General features: G+C 58.4%; 19 protein-coding genes. 3 read left to right on the forward strand and 16 right to left on the reverse strand.

Translation table 11 applies throughout. The features are described 5' to 3' along the window. Nucleotides 1–223 precede the first annotated feature (223 nt). The 4 genes from EAV92_RS14990 to EAV92_RS15005 all read right to left on the reverse strand — a co-directional run bounded on the left by EAV92_RS14990 (nt 224) and on the right by EAV92_RS15005 (nt 4,412). Nucleotides 224–1,120 carry an AraC family transcriptional regulator gene (locus EAV92_RS14990; protein WP_123041848.1) on the reverse strand — a complete coding sequence of 299 codons (897 nt, stop codon included), beginning with the start codon at nt 1,118–1,120 and terminating at the stop codon, nt 224–226. A gap of 142 nt (nt 1,121–1,262) precedes the next feature. Further along, nucleotides 1,263–2,354 carry a Gfo/Idh/MocA family protein gene (locus tag EAV92_RS14995; protein ID WP_123041849.1) on the reverse strand — a complete coding sequence of 364 codons (1,092 nt, stop codon included), beginning with the start codon at nt 2,352–2,354 and terminating at the stop codon, nt 1,263–1,265. Beyond that, on the reverse strand, nt 2,351–3,385 hold the full coding sequence (locus EAV92_RS15000) for an AraC family transcriptional regulator (protein WP_123041850.1): 1,035 nt from the start codon (nt 3,383–3,385) through the stop codon (nt 2,351–2,353). The genes EAV92_RS14995 and EAV92_RS15000 overlap by 4 nt, the downstream gene beginning before the upstream one ends. Nucleotides 3,386–3,425: 40 nt before the next feature. Then, a complete protein-coding gene (locus EAV92_RS15005; protein ID WP_123041851.1) occupies nt 3,426–4,412 on the reverse strand; it encodes a Gfo/Idh/MocA family protein in 987 nt (328 codons plus the stop codon). Nucleotides 4,413–4,637: 225 nt separating this feature from the next. Here EAV92_RS15005 and EAV92_RS15010 point away from each other — a divergent pair, with 225 nt between their 5' ends. Together EAV92_RS15010 and EAV92_RS15015 are read left to right on the forward strand one after the other, a co-directional pair. Beyond that, the gene (locus EAV92_RS15010) at nt 4,638–5,837 is read left to right on the forward strand and encodes a M20 family metallopeptidase (RefSeq protein ID WP_123041852.1); all 1,200 of its coding nucleotides are present in this window, start codon (nt 4,638–4,640) and stop codon (nt 5,835–5,837) included. Between the two features lie 217 nt (nt 5,838–6,054). Then, nucleotides 6,055–7,785, forward strand: a complete 1,731-nt coding sequence (locus EAV92_RS15015; protein WP_123041853.1) for a methyl-accepting chemotaxis protein — start codon at nt 6,055–6,057, stop codon at nt 7,783–7,785. Nucleotides 7,786–7,857: 72 nt separating this feature from the next. Here the strand turns inward: EAV92_RS15015 and EAV92_RS15020 are convergent, their stop codons facing one another. The 4 genes from EAV92_RS15020 to EAV92_RS15035 form a co-directional block, all read right to left on the reverse strand. Next, on the reverse strand, nt 7,858–8,220 hold the full coding sequence (locus EAV92_RS15020; protein WP_123041854.1) for a response regulator: 363 nt from the start codon (nt 8,218–8,220) through the stop codon (nt 7,858–7,860). Between the two features lie 123 nt (nt 8,221–8,343). After that, nucleotides 8,344–9,471, reverse strand: a complete 1,128-nt coding sequence (locus EAV92_RS15025) for a response regulator (RefSeq protein WP_123041855.1) — start codon at nt 9,469–9,471, stop codon at nt 8,344–8,346. Further along, a complete protein-coding gene (locus EAV92_RS15030) occupies nt 9,468–12,518 on the reverse strand; it encodes a hybrid sensor histidine kinase/response regulator (protein ID WP_123041856.1) in 3,051 nt (1,016 codons plus the stop codon). The genes EAV92_RS15025 and EAV92_RS15030 overlap by 4 nt, the downstream gene beginning before the upstream one ends. A 113-nt stretch (nt 12,519–12,631) precedes the next feature. Continuing rightward, on the reverse strand, nt 12,632–13,129 hold the full coding sequence (locus EAV92_RS15035; protein WP_123041857.1) for a GNAT family N-acetyltransferase: 498 nt from the start codon (nt 13,127–13,129) through the stop codon (nt 12,632–12,634). Nucleotides 13,130–13,261: 132 nt separating this feature from the next. Here EAV92_RS15035 and EAV92_RS15040 point away from each other — a divergent pair, with 132 nt between their 5' ends. Further along, entirely contained in the window at nt 13,262–14,650 is a 1,389-nt protein-coding gene (locus EAV92_RS15040) for an ADP-ribosylglycohydrolase family protein (RefSeq protein ID WP_123041858.1), read from the forward strand. 50 nt (nt 14,651–14,700) lie between these two features. Here EAV92_RS15040 and EAV92_RS15045 read toward each other — a convergent pair whose 3' ends face one another. From EAV92_RS15045 to EAV92_RS15080, 8 genes are all read right to left on the reverse strand, one after another. Further along, nucleotides 14,701–15,435 carry an MBL fold metallo-hydrolase gene (locus EAV92_RS15045; protein WP_164472789.1) on the reverse strand — a complete coding sequence of 245 codons (735 nt, stop codon included), beginning with the start codon at nt 15,433–15,435 and terminating at the stop codon, nt 14,701–14,703. 158 nt (nt 15,436–15,593) lie between these two features. Continuing rightward, the gene (gene groL, locus EAV92_RS15050) at nt 15,594–17,222 is read right to left on the reverse strand and encodes a chaperonin GroEL (RefSeq protein ID WP_123041860.1); all 1,629 of its coding nucleotides are present in this window, start codon (nt 17,220–17,222) and stop codon (nt 15,594–15,596) included. Nucleotides 17,223–17,304: 82 nt separating this feature from the next. After that, on the reverse strand, nt 17,305–17,589 hold the full coding sequence (groES, locus tag EAV92_RS15055) for a co-chaperone GroES (protein WP_123041861.1): 285 nt from the start codon (nt 17,587–17,589) through the stop codon (nt 17,305–17,307). Between the two features lie 212 nt (nt 17,590–17,801). Further along, nucleotides 17,802–19,067 (reverse strand): methyl-accepting chemotaxis protein, encoded by a 1,266-nt coding sequence (locus EAV92_RS15060; RefSeq protein ID WP_123041862.1) that lies wholly within the window; start codon nt 19,065–19,067, stop codon nt 17,802–17,804. 155 nt (nt 19,068–19,222) lie between these two features. Next, nucleotides 19,223–20,008 (reverse strand): twin-arginine translocase subunit TatC, encoded by a 786-nt coding sequence (tatC, locus tag EAV92_RS15065; protein ID WP_123041863.1) that lies wholly within the window; start codon nt 20,006–20,008, stop codon nt 19,223–19,225. Nucleotides 20,009–20,088: 80 nt separating this feature from the next. After that, complete coding sequence (tatA, locus tag EAV92_RS15070; protein ID WP_123041864.1) at nt 20,089–20,331, reverse strand: twin-arginine translocase TatA/TatE family subunit; 243 nt, start codon at nt 20,329–20,331, stop codon at nt 20,089–20,091. 49 nt (nt 20,332–20,380) lie between these two features. After that, nucleotides 20,381–21,439 carry a molybdopterin-binding protein gene (locus EAV92_RS15075; RefSeq protein ID WP_123041865.1) on the reverse strand — a complete coding sequence of 353 codons (1,059 nt, stop codon included), beginning with the start codon at nt 21,437–21,439 and terminating at the stop codon, nt 20,381–20,383. Next, nucleotides 21,436–21,930: a MogA/MoaB family molybdenum cofactor biosynthesis protein gene (locus EAV92_RS15080; RefSeq protein ID WP_123041866.1), complete on the reverse strand. Its 495-nt coding sequence runs from the start codon at nt 21,928–21,930 to the stop codon at nt 21,436–21,438. The genes EAV92_RS15075 and EAV92_RS15080 overlap by 4 nt, the downstream gene beginning before the upstream one ends. Nucleotides 21,931–21,963 lie beyond the last annotated feature (33 nt).

Here is a 21,963-nt window from a genome sequence, read left to right on the forward strand (position 1 = left end):
TTATGAGGCTGGGATGCGGTTGATGCGAAAATGCAGGTATTTCTTGATGGAAGGCGCTGCAGAACCTGCCACTACCCAAAATACCTGCAAAATTGCACGAATTCATCTCCAATGAGCAGATTGAGCCGACAGAAGATGCACAATTGCAGGAATTCTCATCGCGGAGGTCTTCCATGCAGCAACAAAAAAGGCCGATCCGGAGCTTCTCCGGCCGGCCTTCGCCTTACTCGCCTTTGCGTTTGATGGGAATGTAGATGTCCATCTGCTGGAATCCATCCACCTCGGGATTCGAACGCTCGTCGTACAGCTCGAACTCGGCCGCTCCGGCATGCTCGTAGCCCGAATGCGGGAACCACTCCCCGAAAATCGAGGCCCACGTGGCTTGGATCGTCTTCGGGAAGTCCTCCGGCTTCGCCTTGGGCGTCGTGAACACGGCGTACGTTACGCCCGGGAACTCGCGGCATACAAGATCCTCCGGGACGTTGTCGAAGCGCTCCGCCTCCATTCCGATCAAGTACGTGAACTTGCACGTTTCCATGTCGAAGTCGGTGCAGATGCCAAGCTCGGCGGAGTTCGCGGCGTTCGGAATTCGGCTCCCCAGACGGTTGCTGATGTAGTGCTGCCAGAATGCCGGAATGTCCCGATGATTCTGCCCTTCTTCGCTCGTCGTCTCCAAGGCATATCCGATCCATTTGAATGCCGGTTTGTCCACGATGCGGTAATCCATGCGGATTCCTCCCAAATAAGGATTGTACATGCGTTGCAGCACGTTGGCATGCGGATACGGGGGCGTGCGGATATCCCTCTTGCGGTATTCCCCCGGCGTCATGCCGAACATTTTCTTGAACGCGCGGGTAAACGTCTCATGGGTTTGGAAGCCGTGGTCGAGCGCGACGTCGACGATTCTGCGGTCCGGATCCGCAAGCTCGCGCGCCGCCCTGGCCAGCCTTCTTTTACGGACGTATTCCATGACCGGATCGCCCACCATGCTGAGGAACACCCGGTGATAATGGAACTCCGAAAAGCCGGCGATTTCCGCGAGCTCAGCCAGCTTCAGCGGTTCGTCCAAATGGCCTTCAATAAACTCGATCGTCTTCTGAATGCGAAGATGATAACCCATGCGGCGTCCTCCCCTTCGTTCTGACCTTACTCTATCACGGGCCGTCCGGCCGTTCTTGACGTTTTTTTGCTCCTAACCCTTTCGACGCGAAAAAATCCCGCTCCTCCTAGGGGAGAAACGGGATTCGGTTATGCCGACCGTTTTAGATCAAAGAAGCCGGCAGTTCGACGGAAACCTCGCGGCGCTGGTCCGCCGAACGGAGGACGCCGTCGATGATCGCCTGTTGGATCAGGATCTGCTGACCCGGAATCGGCGCGAAACGTCCGTCGCGGACCGCCTCGGCGAAATCGTGCACCTTCGCTTGGAACAGGTTCACGGAATGCTCGATCAGCGGGACGCGAGTCTCGGTGTGGCCGCCGAAATCGTCGTGGAACAGGGTCATCGAGCCGATGCTGCCGTCCCATACGCCCGACCACGGACCGGTCCCGGCCGAGGTGATTTTCAGGCCGGCATCGCTGCCCAGGAAAATCGTCGGTCCGAGCGTGTCCATATGCATCGCCCAAGAGATTTTGAACTGCAGCACGAGGTCGTTCTCGAAACGGACGAGCGCAATCCCGAAATCTTCAACCTCGAATTTGTCGGCTTCCGGGTGGTACAGTTTATTCGTTCCGAAGTGGTTCGACGTAAACGCCGATACCGTCAGCGGCCGCGGGTGGCCCAGCGTGTTCAAGGCCAAGTCGAGCGAATAGCAGCCGATGTCCGCCATCGCGCCGGCGCCGGCCAAGTCCTTGCGGATGAACGTGCCGCCCGGCATGCCCCGGCGTCTGCCGCCGCCCGTCTCCACGTAATACACGTTGCCGAGACGTCCGGATTGAACGATTTCCTGCAGCTTTTTCATGTTCGGGTCATAACGGGGCTGGAACCCGATCGTGAGCATTTTGTCCGATGCTTGGGAAGCCTCTACCATCTCTACCGCTTGTTGCAGCGTGACGGACATCGGCTTTTCCAGCAGCACGTTTTTGCCGGCGCGCAGGGCGTCGACGCTCGTGCGGTGGTGGGAAACGTTCGGCGTACAGATGCTGACGCCGTCGAGCGGCAGCTTCAGCATTTCCTCGTGGCTGTCGAAAGCCTGCGCTCCGATCAAGCCGAGGGAATCCGCGAACTGGCGGGCGCGGCCCGGCACGACGTCCGCTACGGCGACGACGTCCACGTAGTCCAGTTTCAAATAAGCTTCCGCATGGAAGCGGGCAATGCCCCCGGTACCGATAATGCCGATCGCGAGCCTTTTGGTCATGGTCGAACTTCCTCTCGAATAGGGTAGGGTTCCGCTCTGCCGGAAGGACGGTAAGTCCGCCGGTAGGCGGTCGGCGTCATGCCGAATTTATCTTTGAAAACCGGAAACAGATAATTCGGGTTGGCGTAGCCGTGCTTCAGCGCGATTTCCTCCACGGATTGGTCCGATTCGACCAAGTCCGCGCAGACGGCCGCCAGACGGACGTGCTCGACGTATTCCCGGAACGTCGTCTGCCCCTCCGTGCGGAAAATCCTCTGAAGCTGCCGCGGGCTGACGTTCACGCGCTGCGCGACATCGTCAAGCGAAAGCGGAAGGCCCTCGTTATCCTGGATGTACTGCGACGCGAGCTGGAAGCGGTGGTCGTCCATATCCCGCACCGGGATGGCGGGCAAGCCCTTTTTAGGGGCAAACGGGCGCGCCGCCCGAAGCAGGATTTGGATGATCGCCGCCTTCATCAGCGTATGGAAGCCCGGCACCTGATCTTCCCAGAGGCGATAGGCTTCCAAAAACATGCTCATCGCGTTGTAGTTATCCCAATGCGGTTCAAGAGGGAACCGCCGCAGCAATTCGACGCAGGCGGCCGCTTCTTCCCATTCGGCGTCATCCCCGAATGCCGGATCCGGGCCGGCGGAACCACCGGCCGGCAAGATTTCGCAATGCAGGCACAGCTCCTGCATCGGATCCTCCGGATCGCACTCCTGGTAGTGCACGACGTCCGGCCCCGTCAAATAATAAAGTCCCTCGCGAAGATCGAATGGCCGGCCCTCCAGGATCACCTTGCCTTTGCCCTTCGCGATGAAATGGAATTCATATTCCGAGTGTTTATGGAAGGCAATGATCTGCCCGGGCTGGAATACCGCCAGATGGCATCTGAGTACGCGGAAGCCGTAGCCCCCCCAGCGGAACCGGAGGTCCAGCCGGTCCAGCGCGTCGGGTTTGCCCAGCATGCGGGCAAACGGAAAGAGGGCCGGTCCGCTCCTGCGTTCCCCCCGTGCCTTCTCCTCCGGCGACGTCTCCGATCCCCTGTTCATCCCTTCCACCTCCCTCGTTGATTCTATCTCGCCTATAAGATTACGCCAGTTCGGCGAGTTTCACCGGCCGGCCTTCGGCAACCGAACGGTTGGCCGCTTCCATGAGCCGCGTCAGATCCGCCGCAACGCCGACGTTGTCTTGCGCTTCGGTATCTTGCAGGATATGGTCCACCCACTGGTCGAAAGCCGTCGGCCGGTTCGCCGGCAGCGGCACCGTGACCCAGCCGTCGCCGAGACGGTTGCTGCGGACCTGCAGGCTCTCGTCCGGGAATCCGAACAGCAGCGTGCCTTCCGTGCCGTGCACCTCGATGCTGAACGGGGAGTGCGCGTTCACGAAGCCGGCTTCTACGATACCGACCGCCCCTTCGGGATATTGGAGCACCGCGACCGCATTGTCCTCCACTTCCTTGCCGGTTACGTAGCCGTAAACAGCGCTGACCGACTCCGGCACGCCGAGGAAGCGGCGGACCAGGTACATCGGATGGCATCCCAAATCGATGAGCGCGCCTCCGCGGCACTGCTCCAGGGAATAGAAATGCGGCGGCAGCCAGTCGGCCGTAGCCCCGTTGTGGGAAAGACGAACCCTCGCCATCGTCAGCTTGCCGAGCGTTCCGTCCTCGATCAGCTTTTCGACGGCTTGCGTATACCCGGCGTTCAGGCGCGGCAGCGAGACCGTCAGCTTGACGTTCGCTTCGCGGATCGCCTCGAGGATTTCGCGCAGCTCGCGGTCCGTGGCGGCGATGACCTTCTCGGTGAAAATGTGTTTGCCCGCCTGCGCGGCTTTCACCATGACGTCGCGATGGATATTCGTCGGCGCGTCCACGACGACCGCATCGATGTTTCCTTGGCTCAGCATGTCATCCAGCGATTCATAGAAAGGAACGCCGTATTTCGCGGCTTTCTCGCGTCCGCGAGCGGGCTCTTCGTCCCATACGGCGGCGATTTCCGTTTCCCCGTGCTTCAGCACCTGTTCCGTGTACTCTTCCGCGTGTACGTGCCAATAACTGATCATGCCTACCCGGATCAAATTCCTCACCCTTTACTTTAAATATACGACATGGAATGAAGATAGCATATAATATATAAGGTGAATAATGCGATTTGGTGACATGCCGACTACAAAATTACGACATTCCGTTATGTTCAACCTTACGGCATTTACGATCCGAACAAGGATCGGCCGGGTACTCCCCTTGATTCCGCCGCGTCCCGGCGATACGATGAAATCAACCCTTTACGAGGAGCCCTGCTCATGAACCCGAATCCTAACCCGATAAAAAATCGGATACGCGAGGCCATCGAGGCCCAAGCCGCTAACCTGAAAGAAATCGCCGCTTATATCGGCGCCCATCCCGAACTGGGACACGAGGAGAAGCTGGCTTCCACCCGGCTCACGGAGGAGCTGGAAAAGCTTGGCTACTCCGTGGAGAGGGGAACGCTCGGTTTGTCCACCGCGTTCATCGCCGAATACCGGTCTTCCAAACCCGGCCCCGTCATCGCTCTGCTCGCGGAATACGACGCCCTGCCGGAAATCGGCCATGCCTGCGGCCACCATCTCATCTGCACGATGGCGCTCGGCGCGGCGGCCGGGCTGCGGGCCGTCCTGGACGAAACCGGCGGCACCTTGCGCGTCTACGGCACGCCAGCCGAGGAAACGAAAGGCGCCAAAGTCGACATGGCCGCCGCCGGCCTCTTCGACCGCTGCGACGTCGCGCTGATGGCGCATCCCTACCATATTTTCGAGCGGTCGGGCACGTCGCTGGCCATGGATGCCCTGCAATTCGAGTTCCATGGCAAGCCGGCGCATGCCGCCGCGAATCCCGAGCTCGGGATCAACGCCCTCGACGCGGTCATCCAATTGTTCAATTCGGTGAACGCGCTGAGGCAGCAAACGCCGGACCATGCCCGCATACACGGCATCATCTCGCACGGCGGGCAAGCGCCGAACATCATCCCGGAATATGCCGCCGCGCAGTTTTACACGCGTTCGGCGAACCGCGCTTACACGGACGAGCTCTCCCGCAAAGTCACCGCATGCGCGGAAGCGGCCGCTCTCGCCACCGGCTGCAAGCTGACGGTCAGCAATTACGAGTACTCCTACGACGAGCTGCGAACGAACGAGACCTTGTCCGCGGCATTCACGGCGAATTTGAAGGAAGCGGGCATCCCGCCGGAAGCGATCCGGACGGGCAACGATCACGGCTCGCTGGATCTGGGGAACGTCTCGCTGCGCTGCCCGGCCATCCATCCGTTCATCCAGGTCGTGGATCAGCCCTATAACCTCCACACCGTGGAATTCCGGGACGCGGCCCAGACCGGCCGTGCCTATGACGCCATGGTCTTCGGCGCCACGATGCTCGCCTACACGGCCGCCGACGTCTTGACCGACCCGGATCTCGCTCTTCGCATCCGCGAGGAATTCGACCGCACGGTGCCCGGCGTCAGGGAATAGGCCGAAGAAACGAGAAAATCCCGGTTTCCGCCGCGAGGCGGAGCCGGGATTTTTGCCGTTTTTTGTCGTATTCGATTGTAAAAGCGATGAAAATGACAACGCCGATTAGGCAAATAACCAAAATCGGCGAAATTGTAAACGATTTCCTTACATTTACATTCCGTTTATCGTAAAATGTCCGATAGATACCTAGTGATCATGCGAGGAGAGAACTTCCATGCTGAGTCGTCTGTCCGTCCGAATGAAGCTGTTCCTCATGCTCCTGATTCCTCTCGTTTTGTTTGCCGCAACTGCCGTTTACCTGCTCCAAATGAACTCCTCCAACATCAACCGCATGACGAAACTTCTCTACGACACGACTTATAAAAGCTCCGACCTGGTATTGAACGCCGACAGGGACATGTATCAGGCGCTTACAGCCTATCAAGCCCTCGAACTGGGCGGCAATGGAAGCGACAAGGACGCCCTGCTCAAGGACTATCAAGAAAATGTCGCTCAGGTGAATGATAGGCTGAAGCAGACCGTCGCCCTCATCAACGAATACAAGCTTCAGGACGTGCTCAAAACGGCGGACGGCCGCCCTTACAAGGAAACGCTCACGCAAGTGGTGCTCAATTTCAACCAGTGGGCGTTCGCTACCAAAGAAAACATCGAGAAAAACACATTCCCCTCAGACAAGGAAGCGGAATTCAACGCCAAGTTCTTGAAGGCCCGTGAAGGGATCAACCAATTCAGCGACATCATCGATAAATATACGACGGGCGAAATCGCCGGAATCAAGAAGGAAAAAGACAATACGATCGTTTCCACCTACTCCATCTTAATCGCCGCATGGATCGTGCTGGTTCTTCTCGGCTACCTCATCATCCGGCAGATCACGAAAACCGTCAGGGAAGTTCTGCTCCGCACGAAGCGCGTATCCGAAGGAGATTTGCGCACGCCGCCGCAGGACCGCTACGCGAAAGACGAGCTGGGCAGCATCCTGCAATCCGTCGACGTCATGACCGGCAACATCAGGGCGCTCGTCGGCGATATCAAAGGGCATGCCTTATCGGTCTCGTCGGCTTCCGAGGAACTGGCGCAAGGCGCCCGCGAATCGGCCGCTTCCAGCGAACACGTGGCCCGCAACATCCAGGAAGTGACCGAGCAGGTCGAGGTCCAATCCCAAATCACGGAAGAATCGAGCAAAGCGATCACGGAGATGACGGTCGGCGTCCAGCGGATCGCCGAAAGCACTTCGACGATCTCGGACCATTCGGTCGAGACGACGCTGCAGGCGGAAGCCGGCAACGGGCAGTTGACGAAGCTGATGTCCCAGATGGAGCAAATCACGGCGTCCATCGAGAACCTCGACCGCACCATTTCCGTCCTGACCGACAAATCCGAGAAGATCGGCAGCATCACAGAGAAGATCACCGGCATCGCGAACCAAACGAACATTTTGGCGCTCAACGCCGGTATCGAAGCCGCGCGGGCGGGCGAACAAGGCAAAGGCTTCGCCGTCGTGGCCGCCGAAATCCGCAAGCTGGCCGCGGGCTCGCTGGAATCGGCGGGCGTCATTACCGCTCTGATCGACGAAACGAGAGAAGAAATCGGCAAGTCCGCCGCCTATATGAAAACGACGATCGAACAGGCCGAGCAAGGCTCCTCCATCATGGAAGAGGCAGCGAAGGGCTTCCAGTCCATCCTGCTCTCGATCCGGCAGGTGGCCGCCCAAATCCAGGACAACTCGTCGGTGACCGAGGAAATGTCCGCGAGCTCCGAGGAAGTGCTGGCCAGCATGGAGCAAGCCTCGTCGGCCGCGCGGGAAATCTCCGGCAAGGCGCAGAACGTCGCGGCGGCGACCGAGGAGCAGCTCGCGCTCGTCGAGAACATCGCCAAAGCCTCGGAGCGACTCGGCAGCATCGTCGTGCAGCTCAATTCCTCCATGAAATCCTTCAAGGTTTGATTTACAGTCTATACGAAAAGAACCGCCTTCCCGTGGGGAAGGCGGTTTGTTTATCTTGGCGGTAACCATCGATCAGTCGATAATCACTTTATTTATCGCTTCCAGCACCCGCGTGCTCTGGAACGGCTTGACGATGAAATCCTTCGCTCCCGACTGGATGGCGTCCAGAATGAGATGGCGCTGTCCGACCGCCGAGCACATGACGACCTTGGCCGCGGGATCGAATTGACGAATGAGCTTTAGCGCTTCGACGCCTTCCATGACCGGCATCGTGATGTCCATCGTGACCAGGTCCGGCCGATAGGTTTTATATCTTTCGACGGCTTCTTCGCCGTTCGAGGCCTCGGTTATGATTTCATGGCCGCCCTGCACCAGAATTTCCTTCAACATCGCCCTCAGAAACGCCGCATCGTCCACGATCATGATTTTTCCCATCGTCCTGAAGCCTCCTGCGCGCACGCCCTTCCACTCGGTTCGCCGAACCGGGACACCCTCATTGTAATCGTCCCGACTGAACAATTCCTGAACAGAATAAAACGATAGCTAGAGCGAGCAGGCTTACACGGAAGACCGCATGGCCGTCCAACGGTCGTACCAATCGGCGATCTCGCGTTCGGGCTGCATGCCGAGCTCTTCGTCCAACGTCCGTTGCAGCTTCGCATACTGATTTTTGACCTCGGCCGCGTTGCCTAGCTTGTCGAAGGATCTCATCAGGCCCAGATAGCAGGCTTCCCATACGGGAAATCTCTCTTGAATCTTCTGGTACAGCCGGATCACGTCTCCCGGCAAACCGGCCTGTTCCAATCGGCCGGCTTGATCCGAAGCGAGCTGAAGCCATTTGATCCTCAAGCGCTCGCGTTCGTTTTCCGCCCAAAGATAGCCTTCAGCCTGGAGGTAATCCCCCCGGTAGCCGTCGAGCAGCAGCCTGTACACTCCTCCTTCGTCCATACCGGCCATTGCCTGATCGAGCGCCGTCTCCCAGAGGTCGATATCGATTCGGACGCCTGCCGGCTCAATCCGGTAGCGGCCGCCGGTATACACGATTTGGATGGGCATATCGACCGCTTTCAGCGTTTGCCGGATCTGGTAAACGGTCGTGTGCAGGTTCGCCATCGCTTTATCCGTATCCAAATCCGGCCACAACAGATCCTGAAGCTGTTCTTTGGAGACGGCCCTGTCCCGTTCGTGGATCAGATAGGCGAACAACTCTTTGGCTTTCGACGTTCTCCACGGAATTTCGGCGGTCTTTCCCTTCGGATCCGTGATGCCCAGATCGTGCATCAAGCCTAACACCGGCAGGCGCTCTTGGATGTCCGGCGGCGGGGGCAAGCGGCGGCTTTGGCGGAGCCTCTCCAGCGTTTTCTCCAGGCGGACCGACCGAACCGGTTTGATCAAATAGTCCGCGGCCGCGATATCGAAAGCTTTGACCGCATACTGGTCGTACGCCGTCACGAACACGACTTCCAACGCGGAATCGTAAGTTTGCAGGCGGGATGCCAGCTCCAGGCCGTTCATGCCCGGCATGTCGATATCGACGAAGGCCGCTTCCACGTCCCTCCATAGGTCCGGTTTCAGCGCTTCGAGCGGGTTTTGGAAAGCTGCAGCAACTTCGACGTCCAAGCGCTTCAGCATGCGGACCATGCTTTCCAGCGCCAACGGTTCGTCATCGATGACGATTACCCTCATGCGGTTTCCTCCCTGCCTTGCGGTAAGGGAATCCGGAAGCTTACTTCCGTCCCTTCCCCTTCCAAACTCTCGATCGAGAGCCCGTGTCCGTATGCGTTTTTGAGCCGCCTGTCCACGTTCACCAGCCCGATGCCGGAACGATAGGTTCCCTCGAGAATGGATGCCTTCTTCGTCGGCGGGATGCCGACGCCGTTATCCCGGACGGAAATCCGGACGTACCCTGCGGCCTCCTTGATCTCGATGTGAACCCTGCCTCCTTCGACCCTTTTCAGCACTCCGTGCCGCAACGCGTTCTCCACGATCGGCTGAATCGTAAGCGGAGGCAAAGAAAGCGAAACGGAATCCGGCAAGGAAACGGTCAACTGAATGCGGGAGCCGAACCTGGCCTTCTCGATGTTCAAATAAGATTGGACGAGTTTCCACTCCTGATCGAACGGCACTTTGCGGTCCAGGTTCCTTAGATCGAACGAGCTTTGCAAATAACTGCCGAAATCCGCGAGCAGGTCGCGGGTGCGATCCGGATCGATTTCGCTCAGGCTGGCGATCGTGTTCAGCGTGTTGTATAGGAAATGGGGCTTGATCTGCGCCTGGATGAGCGCCATCTCGATGTCCAGCCGCTCCCGGATCGATTGCTTCATGCGCAGCAGAATCCGCGTTCTCGCCAGAAACTCCGGCGCTTTGAACGGCTTCGTGACATAGTCGTTCGCTCCCGCGTCGAAACCGACGAGCAGGTAGGCCGGCTGCATGCTGGCGGTAACGAACAAGACGGGAAGATCGTAAAACGTGTGGCGTTCCCGAATCTTGCGGCACAGATCGTAACCGGACAGGTAAGGCAGCATCGCCTCGAGGACGATCAGATCCCAGCCGCCTTCGGTCTCGATAAGACGCAGCGCCTCCTGGCCGTCGGTCATGGCCGTGACGTCGAGTTTCTCCTGCACGAGCGTATCGAACATGAAGCGCAGGCTGACGGGATCGTCGTCGACCAGCAGCACGCGAGGCGCGTCCGGAACGGCATGCCGCCACACGCCCTCCGCGGGATCCCGCTCCCCGGAGACCGCCTCCTCCCATTGCGGCAGTGCGGCTGTCGCAACCTCCGCCGGCTCTTCCCGGCCGGCGGGAAGGCGGAACACCATGGCGAGTACCGGATCGGCGCCCGCCTCCGTTCCCATTTCCATGACCGCGAGCTCGCTTCCGTGCAGGCCGAGCAGCTTGCGGCTCATTTCCAGGCTGAAGTCCGCCGCGGAATCCGCCGCCGTCGCTTCGGCATCGCCCGCCTCCGCTTTGCCGCCTTGAGCGCTGACCGTCACTTCCACGAACCGCGACTCGCCGGCCATGGCGGCCGTAACGACGACGTCGCCCCGGGCTCCCCATTTGACGGCATAATGGAACAGATGGAACATCACCTGCATGAGCCGGTGCTCGTCCGCCGTTGCGGGCAGCACCGAGGGATCCACCCGGTTGATGAAGCGGACTGACCGTCCCGCGTTCAAATACCGCATGACGTCCGCCACCCCGCTGACCAGCACGCGGAGGTCGATCGGCCGGGACTCCAGTGCCAGAACGCCTTCGTTCAGCTTCGAAAGATCGAGCATGTCGTTCAGCAAGTGCGACAAACGGCGTCCGGTGGCGAGAAGCAAGGACAACCGTTCCGTATCCCTCTCTCCCAAATTTTCCTCGTTCATCATGACCTGCGCGATATTGATCATCCCGTGAAGGGGCAAGCGGATTTCATGCGAAGTGCTGGCCAGAAAGTCGTTTTTCAACCGGTCGGCGACAAGCAGGCGTTTGGACAACGTCTCGACCTCGCCCACCTCGGCGAAGAAACGTTTGGCGATTACGAACGCCATATCCAGCACGAACACGATTTTCTCGATCGGAGGTAATCCCTGTACGGCATCAACCCCCAAATAGAAAAGTCCCTGGAAGACGCCCTCGATGAGAATACAGAACACCGCAATGAGCGAATACACGGAGTCCGGCGTGTTTCTCACGAATTCTCTCATCAACAGATAGACGATCACGCCGATCAGCACGATGTCGAAAACGGCCAGGATTCCTTCCGAACGGGCGGACACGGATGCCGGAGTGAACGCATCGACGGCGAGCAGCACGAACATGCCGGCGATCGCGAATTTCGTCATCCAGGGACGGGCGTGCTGCGGGTACATCCATCGGACGAACGCGTACAGAATCGGGAATAGCACAGCTGTCGGCATGACCTGCAGCTTGATTTGCAGTTGGTAATTCATGTTCGGGAACGCCCAGAACAGCAGCCTTTCGTTGTGCGTCAAAAAGAAGAGCAGCGACATCCAAAAAAACAGGCTGAAGTACAGCAGCTCGCGTTTATGCCTGCGGAAAAGGAACAGCATGAGAAAAAAGATGCCGCTGATCAGGAACAGGCCCATGAGCAAAGCGTTCTGTCCGATCTGGAGCATATTCTTTCTCTCAATGGCCTCATAGGTACCGAAGGAAATCTTGTCGAAAATGCCGCCTTTGCTGCCATAGTGGAAATTCGCCGCCTGAATGAGCACTTCGGCGCGGTCTCCGTTGATGACAAAGTCCGCGACGTAAGGCCGCACGAAAGGAGTCGTCTCCTCGCGCGTCAGACCGGGAACGCCGCTTCCGCCCACCCGCTGTCCGTTGACGAACAAAACGCTCGAGGTCCGGACGATCGACACCCGGATGGCATACTTCCGTTCCCCATGCTCCGGATTGTCCGGCAGTCGGATCTCCAGTCTATAGGTCCCGTATCCGTAAGGCGAGCCGAAAACGCCATCCCACGGTCCCGGGACACGGATTGCACGGGCATCGGCATTCGGTGAAGTCTCTCCCGGCTGGACGTATCGTCCCGGATAAAACGTCCACTCCCCGTTCAGCGGCAGCGAAGCGTTCCATCCGGGGCTCCAGCTCCGCAAATCGAGAACCCCGTTCCTCGCGACGGGGTCGCCGTGGTGCACGATGCCGCCCCAGCCGAGACGCAAACCGGCCAAAACGGCGAAGCACGCGACAACGGCAAGCAGTTTCCATTTTCTTGACGTGAATGGCATAACCCGAATCCGCTTTCCTTTTTCGACATCTTTCTAATTTCTTCTACATGCGGAATGGGCTTTCCTGCCTTCACGAAGAGAATGGCCGGCGTTAAACCGCGCGGCCATTCCCTTTAGTGCGCCTCCGGGACGCTTTTCTCGTATACGACGGCGTTCCGCCCGTCCACCTGCTTCATGCCGTCCAGCCGGCGGAAGCCTTGCCTCGTCCAGAACGCGTGAGCGGGGTCGTTGTTTTCGAGTACGCCGATGCGAAACTGCGTGACGCCGCCCTCTCTCATGACGCCGTAAAATTTCCGAAGCGCCGCTTTTGCGTAACCCCGCGAATGCAAGTCTTGGCGGATCACCAGCAACCCGAGCCATGTTTGTCCGTCGTTCGGGTTTTTCATCAAGTATTCGATCACCCCGACGCTAAGGTCCCCGTCTCGGATGAGAAACCTCTCCGCGCCGAAATCGGCGGCATTCCGGATTTCCTCTTCGATCTCTTCCCGCGTGAACTGTTCTTTGTCTTTGGAAATCCGGTTGAAAAACCGGTTCGTATTATGGATTTCGAGCTCCTCCGCCGCCAGATCCAAGGTCGAGCGAATGAACTGTACAGCCGTTTCGAATGCCATGAATGTTGTGCCCCTGCCCCATGAATTTGGTACTTGCGAAAGATTTCCTTTTGAATTATATAATGAAAGAGAGTAAAATTTCAAAACTTTTTAATAATTCGGATGAAAAATCCTGTGGAGGCGGCGATCGGAATGTCGGGTTGGGCTCCGCTGCATCAGTTGGTGCGGGATGAATGGAAGCAGAAGATGCTGGAAGGCTGCGATTTGGATGGCTGGGAGCAGCGCCTGGCCGGTATGGAAGACGCGGATGAAGCCGCATTAACCGCTTTGTGGCGGGAACTGCATGAAATTCCGGTACCAACCGAATTGCAGGCTCGTCAGCCGTCCGATTTGGAGGGCATCCGTTCGCTGCGTCCCAGCGGTCCCCGGAGGCTCATCGTCGAACTTTCCGAAGAAGCTTGGAAGGACAGATTCCACGGAGCTTGGCTGGGACGATGTATCGGTTGCGCTCTCGGCAAACCGCTGGAGATCGCCCCTTTCGTGTATGGGACCGAATCGAGCCCGGGCTGGCGAAACGTCCGGCTGTGGTTCGAAGGAGCGGATGCTTGGCCGATCGCGGACTATACGCCGAAACACTCGAGAGCCGAAGCCGATCACGGCCTCGTGCTGGCTCCTTGGGGCATGCACAGTGTCCGGGAGGACATCTCCTTCATGGAAACGGACGACGATCTGCGCTACTCGGTGCTCGGATTGATCATGCTCGAAGAGAAGGGCTTCGGTTTCAGTACGTGGGACATCGGCAAGCTTTGGCATAAGTATCTCACTTACGGACAGGTATGCACGGCCGAAACCCAGGCGTATTTCAATTTCGCGAGATTCGCTCCACTCACCGGAGCCGGCAAACCGGACGATTGGGAAACGAAGGGGCAGCCTTGGGTGGCAACTCACCTTAATCCTTACCGAGAATGGATCGGAGCGCAAATCCGAGCCGATGCCTGGGGATACGGGGCGGCGGGAAGGCCGGAGCTGGCCGCCGAGCTCGCCTGGCGGGACGCGTCCTTCTCCCACGTCCGCAACGGAATCTACGGCGAAATGTTCGTCGCGGCTATGGTGGCGGCGGCATTCGTTGAATCCGATCCCGAGCGGCTCGTGGAAATCGGCCTGTCGGAAATTCCGGCGGAATGCCAGTTGGCTATAGATGTCCGCCGGGCGGTCGAAATCGCGCGGGACGCGGAGGACGCGAGCACCATGGCGGATTGTCTATGGCAGGCGTTCAGCCATTACGATGGGGTTCACACCAACAATAACGCGGCGGTCGTCGCGGCATCCCTGATTTTCTCCCGGGGGGACTTCGAAACGGCCGTTACGACCTCGGTCTTATGCGGCTGGGACACCGACTGCAACGGGGCGACCGTGGGCTCCATCCTGGGTGCGGTCTGGGGCGCCGACCGGCTGCCTGAAACCTGGAAAGCTCCGCTGAACGATCGGCTGTACGCCGAGCTTCCGGCTTTCCATCCTATATCTATACGCGAGTTGGCTGAGCGCACGTATCTCGTTTTCGATCGGCACCGCCTGGCGTAAAACAAACAGCCGCCGTTTCCGGTATGTCGGAAATGGCGGCTTTCCTATTTTTATGGTTCCGCGGGCCATTGATAGAGACGATGCTGGCGCAAAACGTTCAGCTTCCCCAGCCGCCCGGCGTCCTCGTATTCCTGAAGATTGTCCGTATAGTGCATGAGCCAGATTTTCTGCTGGACCTCCGCGGGCAGGCTGAGCAGCTCTTCGAGCGACGCGTGAAAATCGGAAGAGGTCATCGAGCAATCGTGCAAAATATACCGGATATCGCTCGGCAAGGACAAGAGCAACCGTTCGTCGAAACGCGAATCGGAACTGTAAAACAGGGGACCGATCGTCAGCCCGTAGCTGAGCTTGCCCGGCACGTGCTGCGTTCTATGAAACGACATTTCCATGCCGCCGATGCGAAAGACGCTGTCAGTCGGCAGCGGAGTCACGCGGAAAAAATCTTCCAGCCGGCCGTTATCGTCATCTCCGACGCCGCCCTTCAAGCTGTTTTCCCATAATAGGGGCAGCAGCTGCTCCGCGGCGAACAGATCGATTTTCTTGCCGTATTTGAATTTGCCGTCAAGCGCGATTTCCTCAAGACCGCCGACATGGTCGGCATGGATATGCGTGACGATTACGCCGTCCACGTCTTTCTCCCATGACAAGCCGAGCTCGTGGAGGGAACGGTGGGCCGTGCTCCCGCAATCGATAAGAAGCCGGTACCCGTTCAGGTTGATAAGCGCATTGTTGTTGTAGTATTTTTTCGAAAAGCCTCCGCCGGTTCCCAGCATGATCATGTCCATCGAAAAGCCATCCCCCTGCGTAAACCCGATCCTCCTATAATTCATTCGCCGTTCGTCAAACTTTTCCTTTATTCGACAAGCAAAAAGGGCTTTGCCGGGGAGTATCCCAGGCAAAGCCCTTGAGAGCGGGAGGCGCTTTACGCGCCGCCTGCCCGGCCTTACATCATGTCCATGCCGCCCATGCCGCCCGGCATGCCGCCCGGAGACGCTTTATCCTTCTCCGGCTTGTCGGCGATGACCGCTTCGGTCGTGAGGAACATAGCCGCTACGGAAGCCGCGTTTTGCAGCGCGTAACGCGTTACTTTTACCGGATCGATGATGCCGGCTTCGAACATGTTAACCCATTCGCCGGTCGCAGCGTTATAGCCGGTACCGATCGATTCTTTTTTCAGGCGCTCAACGATGACGGAACCTTCTTCGCCGGCATTCGCCGCGATCGTACGGATCGGCTCTTCCAGCGAGCGGAGGATGATGTTCACGCCCGTTTTCTCGTCGCCTTCGGCTTGAACGGCCGCAACGGCATGGTATACGTTCACGAGAGCGGTTCCGCCGCCGGAAACGATGCCTTCTTCAACCGCGGCGCGGGTTGCGTTCAGAGCGTCTTCGATGCGCAGCTTGCGCTCTTTCAGCTCGGTTTCGGTAGCGGCGCCGACTTTGATGACGGCTACGCCGCCGGCCAGCTTGGCAAGGCGCTCTTGCAGCTTCTCGCGGTCGAAGTCGGAAGTCGTATCTTCGATTTGCGCTTTGATTTGCGTTACGCGGGCATCGATGTCGGCTTTGTTGCCTGCGCCGTCGACGATGATCGTGTTTTCTTTGTTGACGCGGATTTGGCGGGCCGAGCCGAGTTGCTGCGGAGTCGTCGATTTGAGGTCGAGACCGAGCTCTTCGGTGATGACCGTACCGCCCGTGAGAGCCGCGATATCCTGCAGCATCGCTTTGCGGCGGTCGCCGAAGCCCGGAGCCTTAACGCCGACGCAGGTGAACGTGCCGCGGAGACGGTTGACGAGCAGCGTAGCCAGCGCTTCGCCTTCGATGTCTTCGGAGATGATCAGCAGCTGCTTGCCCGTTTGGACGACTTTCTCGAGCACCGGCAAAATCTCTTGGATGTTGGAGATTTTCTTGTCGGTGATGAGGATGTACGGGTTGTCGAGCACGGCTTCCATTTTGTCGGTGTCCGTGATCATGTAAGGAGAAAGGTAGCCGCGGTCGAACTGCATGCCTTCCACGACTTCCAGCTCGGTTTGGAACCCTTTGGATTCTTCGACGGTGATGACGCCGTCTTTGCCGACTTTCTCCATCGCGTCGGCGATCAGTTGGCCGACTTCATCGTCCGCAGCGGAGATCGCGGCGACTTGCGCGATGTTGTTGCGGCCCTCGACTTGCTTGGAGATCGTTTTCAGCTGTTCGACGGCTGCCTTAACGGCTTTGTCGATCCCTTTGCGCACGACCATCGGGTTAGCGCCCGCCGTTACGTTTTTCAGGCCTTCGCGGATCATCGCTTGAGCCAAGACCGTTGCCGTCGTCGTGCCGTCGCCGGCTACGTCGTTCGTCTTGGTCGCGACTTCTTTCACGAGCTGTGCGCCCATGTTTTCGAATGCGTCTTCAAGCTCGATTTCTTTGGCGATCGTCACGCCGTCGTTGGTGATCAGCGGAGAACCGAATTTTTTCTCGAGTACGACGTTGCGGCCTTTCGGTCCGAGCGTCACTTTCACTGCGTTCGCCAGGGCGTCAACCCCGCGGAGCATCGCGCGGCGCGCGTCTTCGCTGAATTTGATTTCTTTCGCCATCGTAAGTACCCTCCTTGATTTCGAGAACTTTAAGCCGCGTCTGCTGCGGCATTGCGTTCCTTATGTGCTCGGCCGGATTCGATCAGCCGACGATTGCGTGGATGTCGCTTTCTTTCATAATCAAGTACTCTTTGCCTTCGTACTTGATTTCCGTTCCCGCATATTTCGAGAACAGGACGCGGTCGCCTTCCTTGACTTCAAGCGCGACGCGCTGTCCGTCTTTGTTCACCGTTCCGCTTCCTACCGCTACGACTTTGCCTTCTTGCGGCTTTTCTTTCGCCGTATCCGGCAGCACGATACCGCTGGCGGTTTTCTCTTCTTTGGCGGTTGCTTCGACCAGTACGCGGTCTCCCAAAGGTCTGATCATGAAAATAGCCTCCTTCTGAATCAGGTAAAAGGTTTGTTTTTGGATTGTTAGCACTCAATTCGATTAAGTGCTAATAACCATTTCTTATGATACTGATTTTGAATCCCGTTTTCAAGTCCCTTCCGGTAAAAAAAAGAAAAGACCCGCAACAGCTGCGGGTCTTGCTCCGAGCGGGCATATTTGCCAGTTTTCCCCATCGACAAAGACTTCAATCAGGTTTTGAAATTGCCTACCAAACCTTTGAGGCGGGCGGCCATGTTGCTGAGATTGTCCGCGGTTCTGGCCATCTCTTCCGTGGAGGAAAGCTGCTGCTGCGTCATCGCTGATACTTGTTCCGTGAAGGAGGCCGTTTCCTCGGTGATGCGGGAAATGTCCTGGATCGATTGAACGACCGACGAGCTTCCCGCCGTCATCTGTTCGACGGATGCGGCCACTTCCAGGATGTTGCCGCTCAGCTGCGTGACGCTGCCGACGATATCCCGGAACGTTTCTTCCGCGTGCCTCATGCCGGCAACGGTCGTGAAGACTTGGCTGGCGCTCTGCTCGAACATCGTGGCGACCTTCTCGATGTCGCCGGACATCGCTTCGAGCGTGTCGCCGATCTGCACCGCGGATTGCTGCGTTTGGTCGGCGAGTTTGCGGATCTCTCCGGCAACGACGGCGAAACCGCGGCCGTGTTCGCCGGCTCGCGCAGCTTCGATCGCCGCGTTCAGCGCGAGCAGGTTCGTTTGGTTGGACACTTCGGAAATATAGCCGATGACTTCGCGGACTTGCTCGGACTTGTGGTTCAAGCCGCGTACCGTCTCCTGCAATGAGCGGAACGCGGTTTCGACTTGCGCGATTTCCTCGGAGTTGGTTCTCAGCAGCTCCGATCCTTCTTCCGCGCGTACGCGCGTCGTTTGGGCCGAATCGGAAACTCCCGTCGTCGTAGCCGCGACTTGGTTGAGCCCGTCCAGCGTCTCCGACATGACGGCGGTGATTTCCTGCGATTGGGCGACTTGCGTCTCGGAGCCCGACGCCACCTTCTCGATCCCCTTCGCCACTTCGCCGCTGACGCGGGCGTTCTCGTCCGCCCCCTGCTTCAGTTGAATGGAAGCCGCGGCGAGTTCAGCCGTGCTGTCGCGCAGCTCCTTCATCATTTTCTGCAGGCCGTCCAGCAGACTATTGGCGGAAGCGGCCAGTTCCCCCACTTCGTCCGTCGCGCGGACATGGATCCGTCTGGTCAAATCCCCGCCGGAGGATGCGATGTTCTTCAAGGTCGAGGTAACATGGCCGACGGAATCGGTGATGTTACGTCCGACCACCAGGAAAACGAACGCGGAAAAACCGATCATGACGGCGAATATCACGGAAACTCCCACCATCAAGGCCGAATCTTCGCTCAAATGCTTAAACATCAAGATGAAAGCGACGACCAGCAAAACCGTATTCAAACCGAATCCGATCAAAAATTTCTGACGCAGTGACATATTGCGCATCTTTCGTCTCCTCCCGGAATAATGACCCAGCCTATGTAAGCCTTTTCGTATCCAAGCATACCATAAATTCTCTCCGCCGAATATCGAAATTTGACGGGAATTGGGAAAAATGCATTCAGTTTGGCGAAAAAAATCGCCGGCGGATTCGCCGGCGATCAATCTTCTTCGCGGTCCAATTCGGCTTCCCTGGCCGCCCGAGCCGCGAGTCTTTTACGGTAGGCCATCGTCGACAGCAACACGCTGAACTCGTACAGGATAATCAGCGGCACGGCGACGAGCAAATCCGAAATCACGTCGGGAGGCGTAATCGTCACCCCGATAACCGACATGATAAACCATGCCAAACGCCGCATTTTACGAAGCAGCTGCGGGTTCAAGATGCCGATTCTCGTCAGGAACATGATCACGAGCGGCAGCTCGAAGAGAAGCGAAATCGGGATCAACAGGTTGAACAGGAACGAAAAGTACTGGGTCAGTCCGTACGTCTGCTTCAGCCCCATGTTTTCCGTCACGCGTTCGGTAAAATAGTAGGCCATGGGAAAAACGACGTAATAAGCGAATGACAGCCCGATGAGGAACATGACGAGCGCGCCCGGTATGTAGCGCAGTGTAGCCCGCTGCTCATTTCTGCCCAGTGCCGGCTTCACGAACGCCCACAGCTGGTAAAACGTGAACGGGATCGCGACGATGAAGGAAATGAGCACCGCGAACTTCATATATAAGCTGATCGCGTCCCACGGGGAAAACGCGTTCAACTCCAAATGCTCGGTCGGAGCGGCGGCGACCAGGTAGTTGAACAGCGGCTCCGCGCCGAACAAGCCGCCGACCATGCCGGCCGCGAACACGATCAGCGAGTAGACCACTCGCCGCCGGAGCTCGCCGATATGGTCCCATATCGACATTCCGCCGTCTTCTTCGGCGGAAACGGGGCGTTGCACCATGGGGACCTCCTGTAGGTTCAATGTCTTCTATCATGAACAAAGGCGGCTGCGCATGCAGCCGCCCCTCGCGCGATTCCGGCTTATTCCGGGATGCGCCGCTCCGTGGCCGGCTCCGTCGCCGGCTGTTCCTTCTCCTGCGGAGACACTTCCACGCGGCGCGCGTTACGCTCCTGATTGTCGTCCATCAGGTCGTTCGCGCCTTTCTTGAATTCTCTCAGCGTACGTCCGAAAGCCCTGCCCAGCTCAGGCAGCTTGTTCGGCCCGAACAACAGCAAAGCGATCAGGATGAGCAAAATGAGGCCCGATGCGCCGATACCGCCCATTCGCATTCTCTCCCATTCTCGTGAATTGATATACGCAGCGATCCACCGCTCAGCGATGCAATCCGCCATAACCCATGCTTACGATATCCTGCCGCCCGATCTCGTCTCCCGCCAAAACCCGCGGAAGCAGCACGTCGAACGACGTGTACGGATCGTGCATGACGCAGCCCGGCAAACCGAAAATCGGCACGCCTTCCAAATAACCGAAGAGAAGCATAGAACCCGGAAGCATAGGAGTCCCGTAACTGACGATATCCGCTCCGGCCGCAGCAATCGCGCCGGGCGTACGGTCGTCGGGGTCGACAGACATGCCGCCCGATACGAGTATCATATCATACCCTTGGGCGAGGAAATAGCGGATTTCCTTGACAATTGTATGGCGATCGTCAGGCGCGAACCGCTGTTCGGCGAGCTCCGAGCCGAGCGCTTCCAGCTTGGCGGCGACGGCCGGGCCGAATTTGTCCTCGATGCGGCCGGAGAACACTTCGCTGCCGGTCGTGAGCAAACCTGCGCGCATCCGTTTGAGCGGCCGCACGGACAACGGCGACCTTCCCTCGTGCCGAGCCCGGTAAGCCTCCGCGATCTCCTCGACCCGCCGAACCTTCTCCTCCGGCACGATCAGCGGAATGACGCGCGTAGCGGCCAAAGCTTCGCCTTGCCGGACGACGCGATGGTTGACCACTGTGGCAAGCGCGATTTCTCCGACGGCATTGATGGCGTCGACGACCTCTTTCGGGATCGCCGCGAGCCCGCCGATTTCGGACTTTAACGTCACTTTGCCTTCGTGGGGTTCGCCGAACGCGATATTTTCGCCTGCCAGCGCTTTCGCCATGAGGAGCGCAGCATCGTCTTCATGCAGATCCCCTTCGGCCAATTCGATGGCGTACAAGTGCTCCTTGCCGATATCCTTCAGCTTCGGAATGTCGGCCTCCGCAACCCGGTGACCCTTGCGGAACAGCCTGCCCTTAAACGTACCCGGCAAAATCTGCGTCAGGTCGTGGGCGAGAACCATGCCGACCGCGTCCTCCACCTTCACTTCCCTCAAGACCGAAGAGCCGATGACGGTCGTTCCTTCCGGCAAGCCGGACTCCTGCTCCCGCTGCGTCATGTCCGAGCCTCCTTCCTCTGGCCCGACACCTGCGCCAGCGCTTCCGGAAGCAAATCCATGATCGGCATCAGATGGTCGTTCACGCCTTTGGGCTCCCCGGGCAGGTTCAGGATCAACGTGCGTCCCCGAATCGCGCAAACTCCCCGAAACAGCACGTTCGCGCGGGATTTGGCGATCGCGGCGGCACGCATCGCTTCGGCCAGGCCGGGCACGATTCTCTCCGCGACCATCAGCGTCGCTTCCGGCGTCACGTCGCGGAAGCCGAGCCCGATGCCTCCCGTCGTCAGAATCAAGTCGGCCTGGTAGTAATCGGCCATCTCGATCAAAGCGGCGCGGATTTCATCCTGTTCGTCGGGCACGACGCGGTAATCGATCATGTCCCCGCCGAGCTCTTCCTCAACCAGTTCCCGAATGACCTGGGCGCTCGTGTCTTCTCTTTCACCTCTGGAGCCCTTGTCGCTTGCCGACAAAAGCGCGACCTTCCAGCGCATGTCTCTTCCCCCCGCTCCCATGTAAGAAGCTGC

The sequence above is a fragment of the Cohnella candidum genome, from assembly GCF_003713065.1.
Lineage (GTDB): Bacteria > Bacillota > Bacilli > Paenibacillales > Paenibacillaceae > Cohnella > Cohnella candidum.

What these genes read in the sequence shown, in the direction of transcription:
- EAV92_RS15035 (WP_123041857.1), bottom strand. Translation starts at nt 13,129, where the DNA reads ATGGCATTCGAAACGGCTGTACAGTTCATTCGCTCGACCTTGGATCTG.
- EAV92_RS15030 (WP_123041856.1), bottom strand. Translation starts at nt 12,518, where the DNA reads ATGCCATTCACGTCAAGAAAATGGAAACTGCTTGCCGTTGTCGCGTGC.
- groES (WP_123041861.1), bottom strand. Translation starts at nt 17,589, where the DNA reads ATGATCAGACCTTTGGGAGACCGCGTACTGGTCGAAGCAACCGCCAAA.
- EAV92_RS15015 (WP_123041853.1), top strand. Translation starts at nt 6,055, where the DNA reads ATGCTGAGTCGTCTGTCCGTCCGAATGAAGCTGTTCCTCATGCTCCTG.
- EAV92_RS15000 (WP_123041850.1), bottom strand. Translation starts at nt 3,385, where the DNA reads ATGAACAGGGGATCGGAGACGTCGCCGGAGGAGAAGGCACGGGGGGAA.
- EAV92_RS15075 (WP_123041865.1), bottom strand. Translation starts at nt 21,439, where the DNA reads ATGACGCAGCGGGAGCAGGAGTCCGGCTTGCCGGAAGGAACGACCGTC.
- groL (WP_123041860.1), bottom strand. Translation starts at nt 17,222, where the DNA reads ATGGCGAAAGAAATCAAATTCAGCGAAGACGCGCGCCGCGCGATGCTC.
- EAV92_RS15040 (WP_123041858.1), top strand. Translation starts at nt 13,262, where the DNA reads ATGTCGGGTTGGGCTCCGCTGCATCAGTTGGTGCGGGATGAATGGAAG.
- EAV92_RS15080 (WP_123041866.1), bottom strand. Translation starts at nt 21,930, where the DNA reads ATGCGCTGGAAGGTCGCGCTTTTGTCGGCAAGCGACAAGGGCTCCAGA.
- EAV92_RS14995 (WP_123041849.1), bottom strand. Translation starts at nt 2,354, where the DNA reads ATGACCAAAAGGCTCGCGATCGGCATTATCGGTACCGGGGGCATTGCC.
- tatC (WP_123041863.1), bottom strand. Translation starts at nt 20,008, where the DNA reads ATGGTGCAACGCCCCGTTTCCGCCGAAGAAGACGGCGGAATGTCGATA.
- tatA (WP_123041864.1), bottom strand. Translation starts at nt 20,331, where the DNA reads ATGGGCGGTATCGGCGCATCGGGCCTCATTTTGCTCATCCTGATCGCT.
- EAV92_RS15045 (WP_164472789.1), bottom strand. Translation starts at nt 15,435, where the DNA reads ATGGACATGATCATGCTGGGAACCGGCGGAGGCTTTTCGAAAAAATAC.
- EAV92_RS15010 (WP_123041852.1), top strand. Translation starts at nt 4,638, where the DNA reads ATGAACCCGAATCCTAACCCGATAAAAAATCGGATACGCGAGGCCATC.
- EAV92_RS15025 (WP_123041855.1), bottom strand. Translation starts at nt 9,471, where the DNA reads ATGAGGGTAATCGTCATCGATGACGAACCGTTGGCGCTGGAAAGCATG.
- EAV92_RS15060 (WP_123041862.1), bottom strand. Translation starts at nt 19,067, where the DNA reads ATGCGCAATATGTCACTGCGTCAGAAATTTTTGATCGGATTCGGTTTG.
- EAV92_RS14990 (WP_123041848.1), bottom strand. Translation starts at nt 1,120, where the DNA reads ATGGGTTATCATCTTCGCATTCAGAAGACGATCGAGTTTATTGAAGGC.
- EAV92_RS15020 (WP_123041854.1), bottom strand. Translation starts at nt 8,220, where the DNA reads ATGGGAAAAATCATGATCGTGGACGATGCGGCGTTTCTGAGGGCGATG.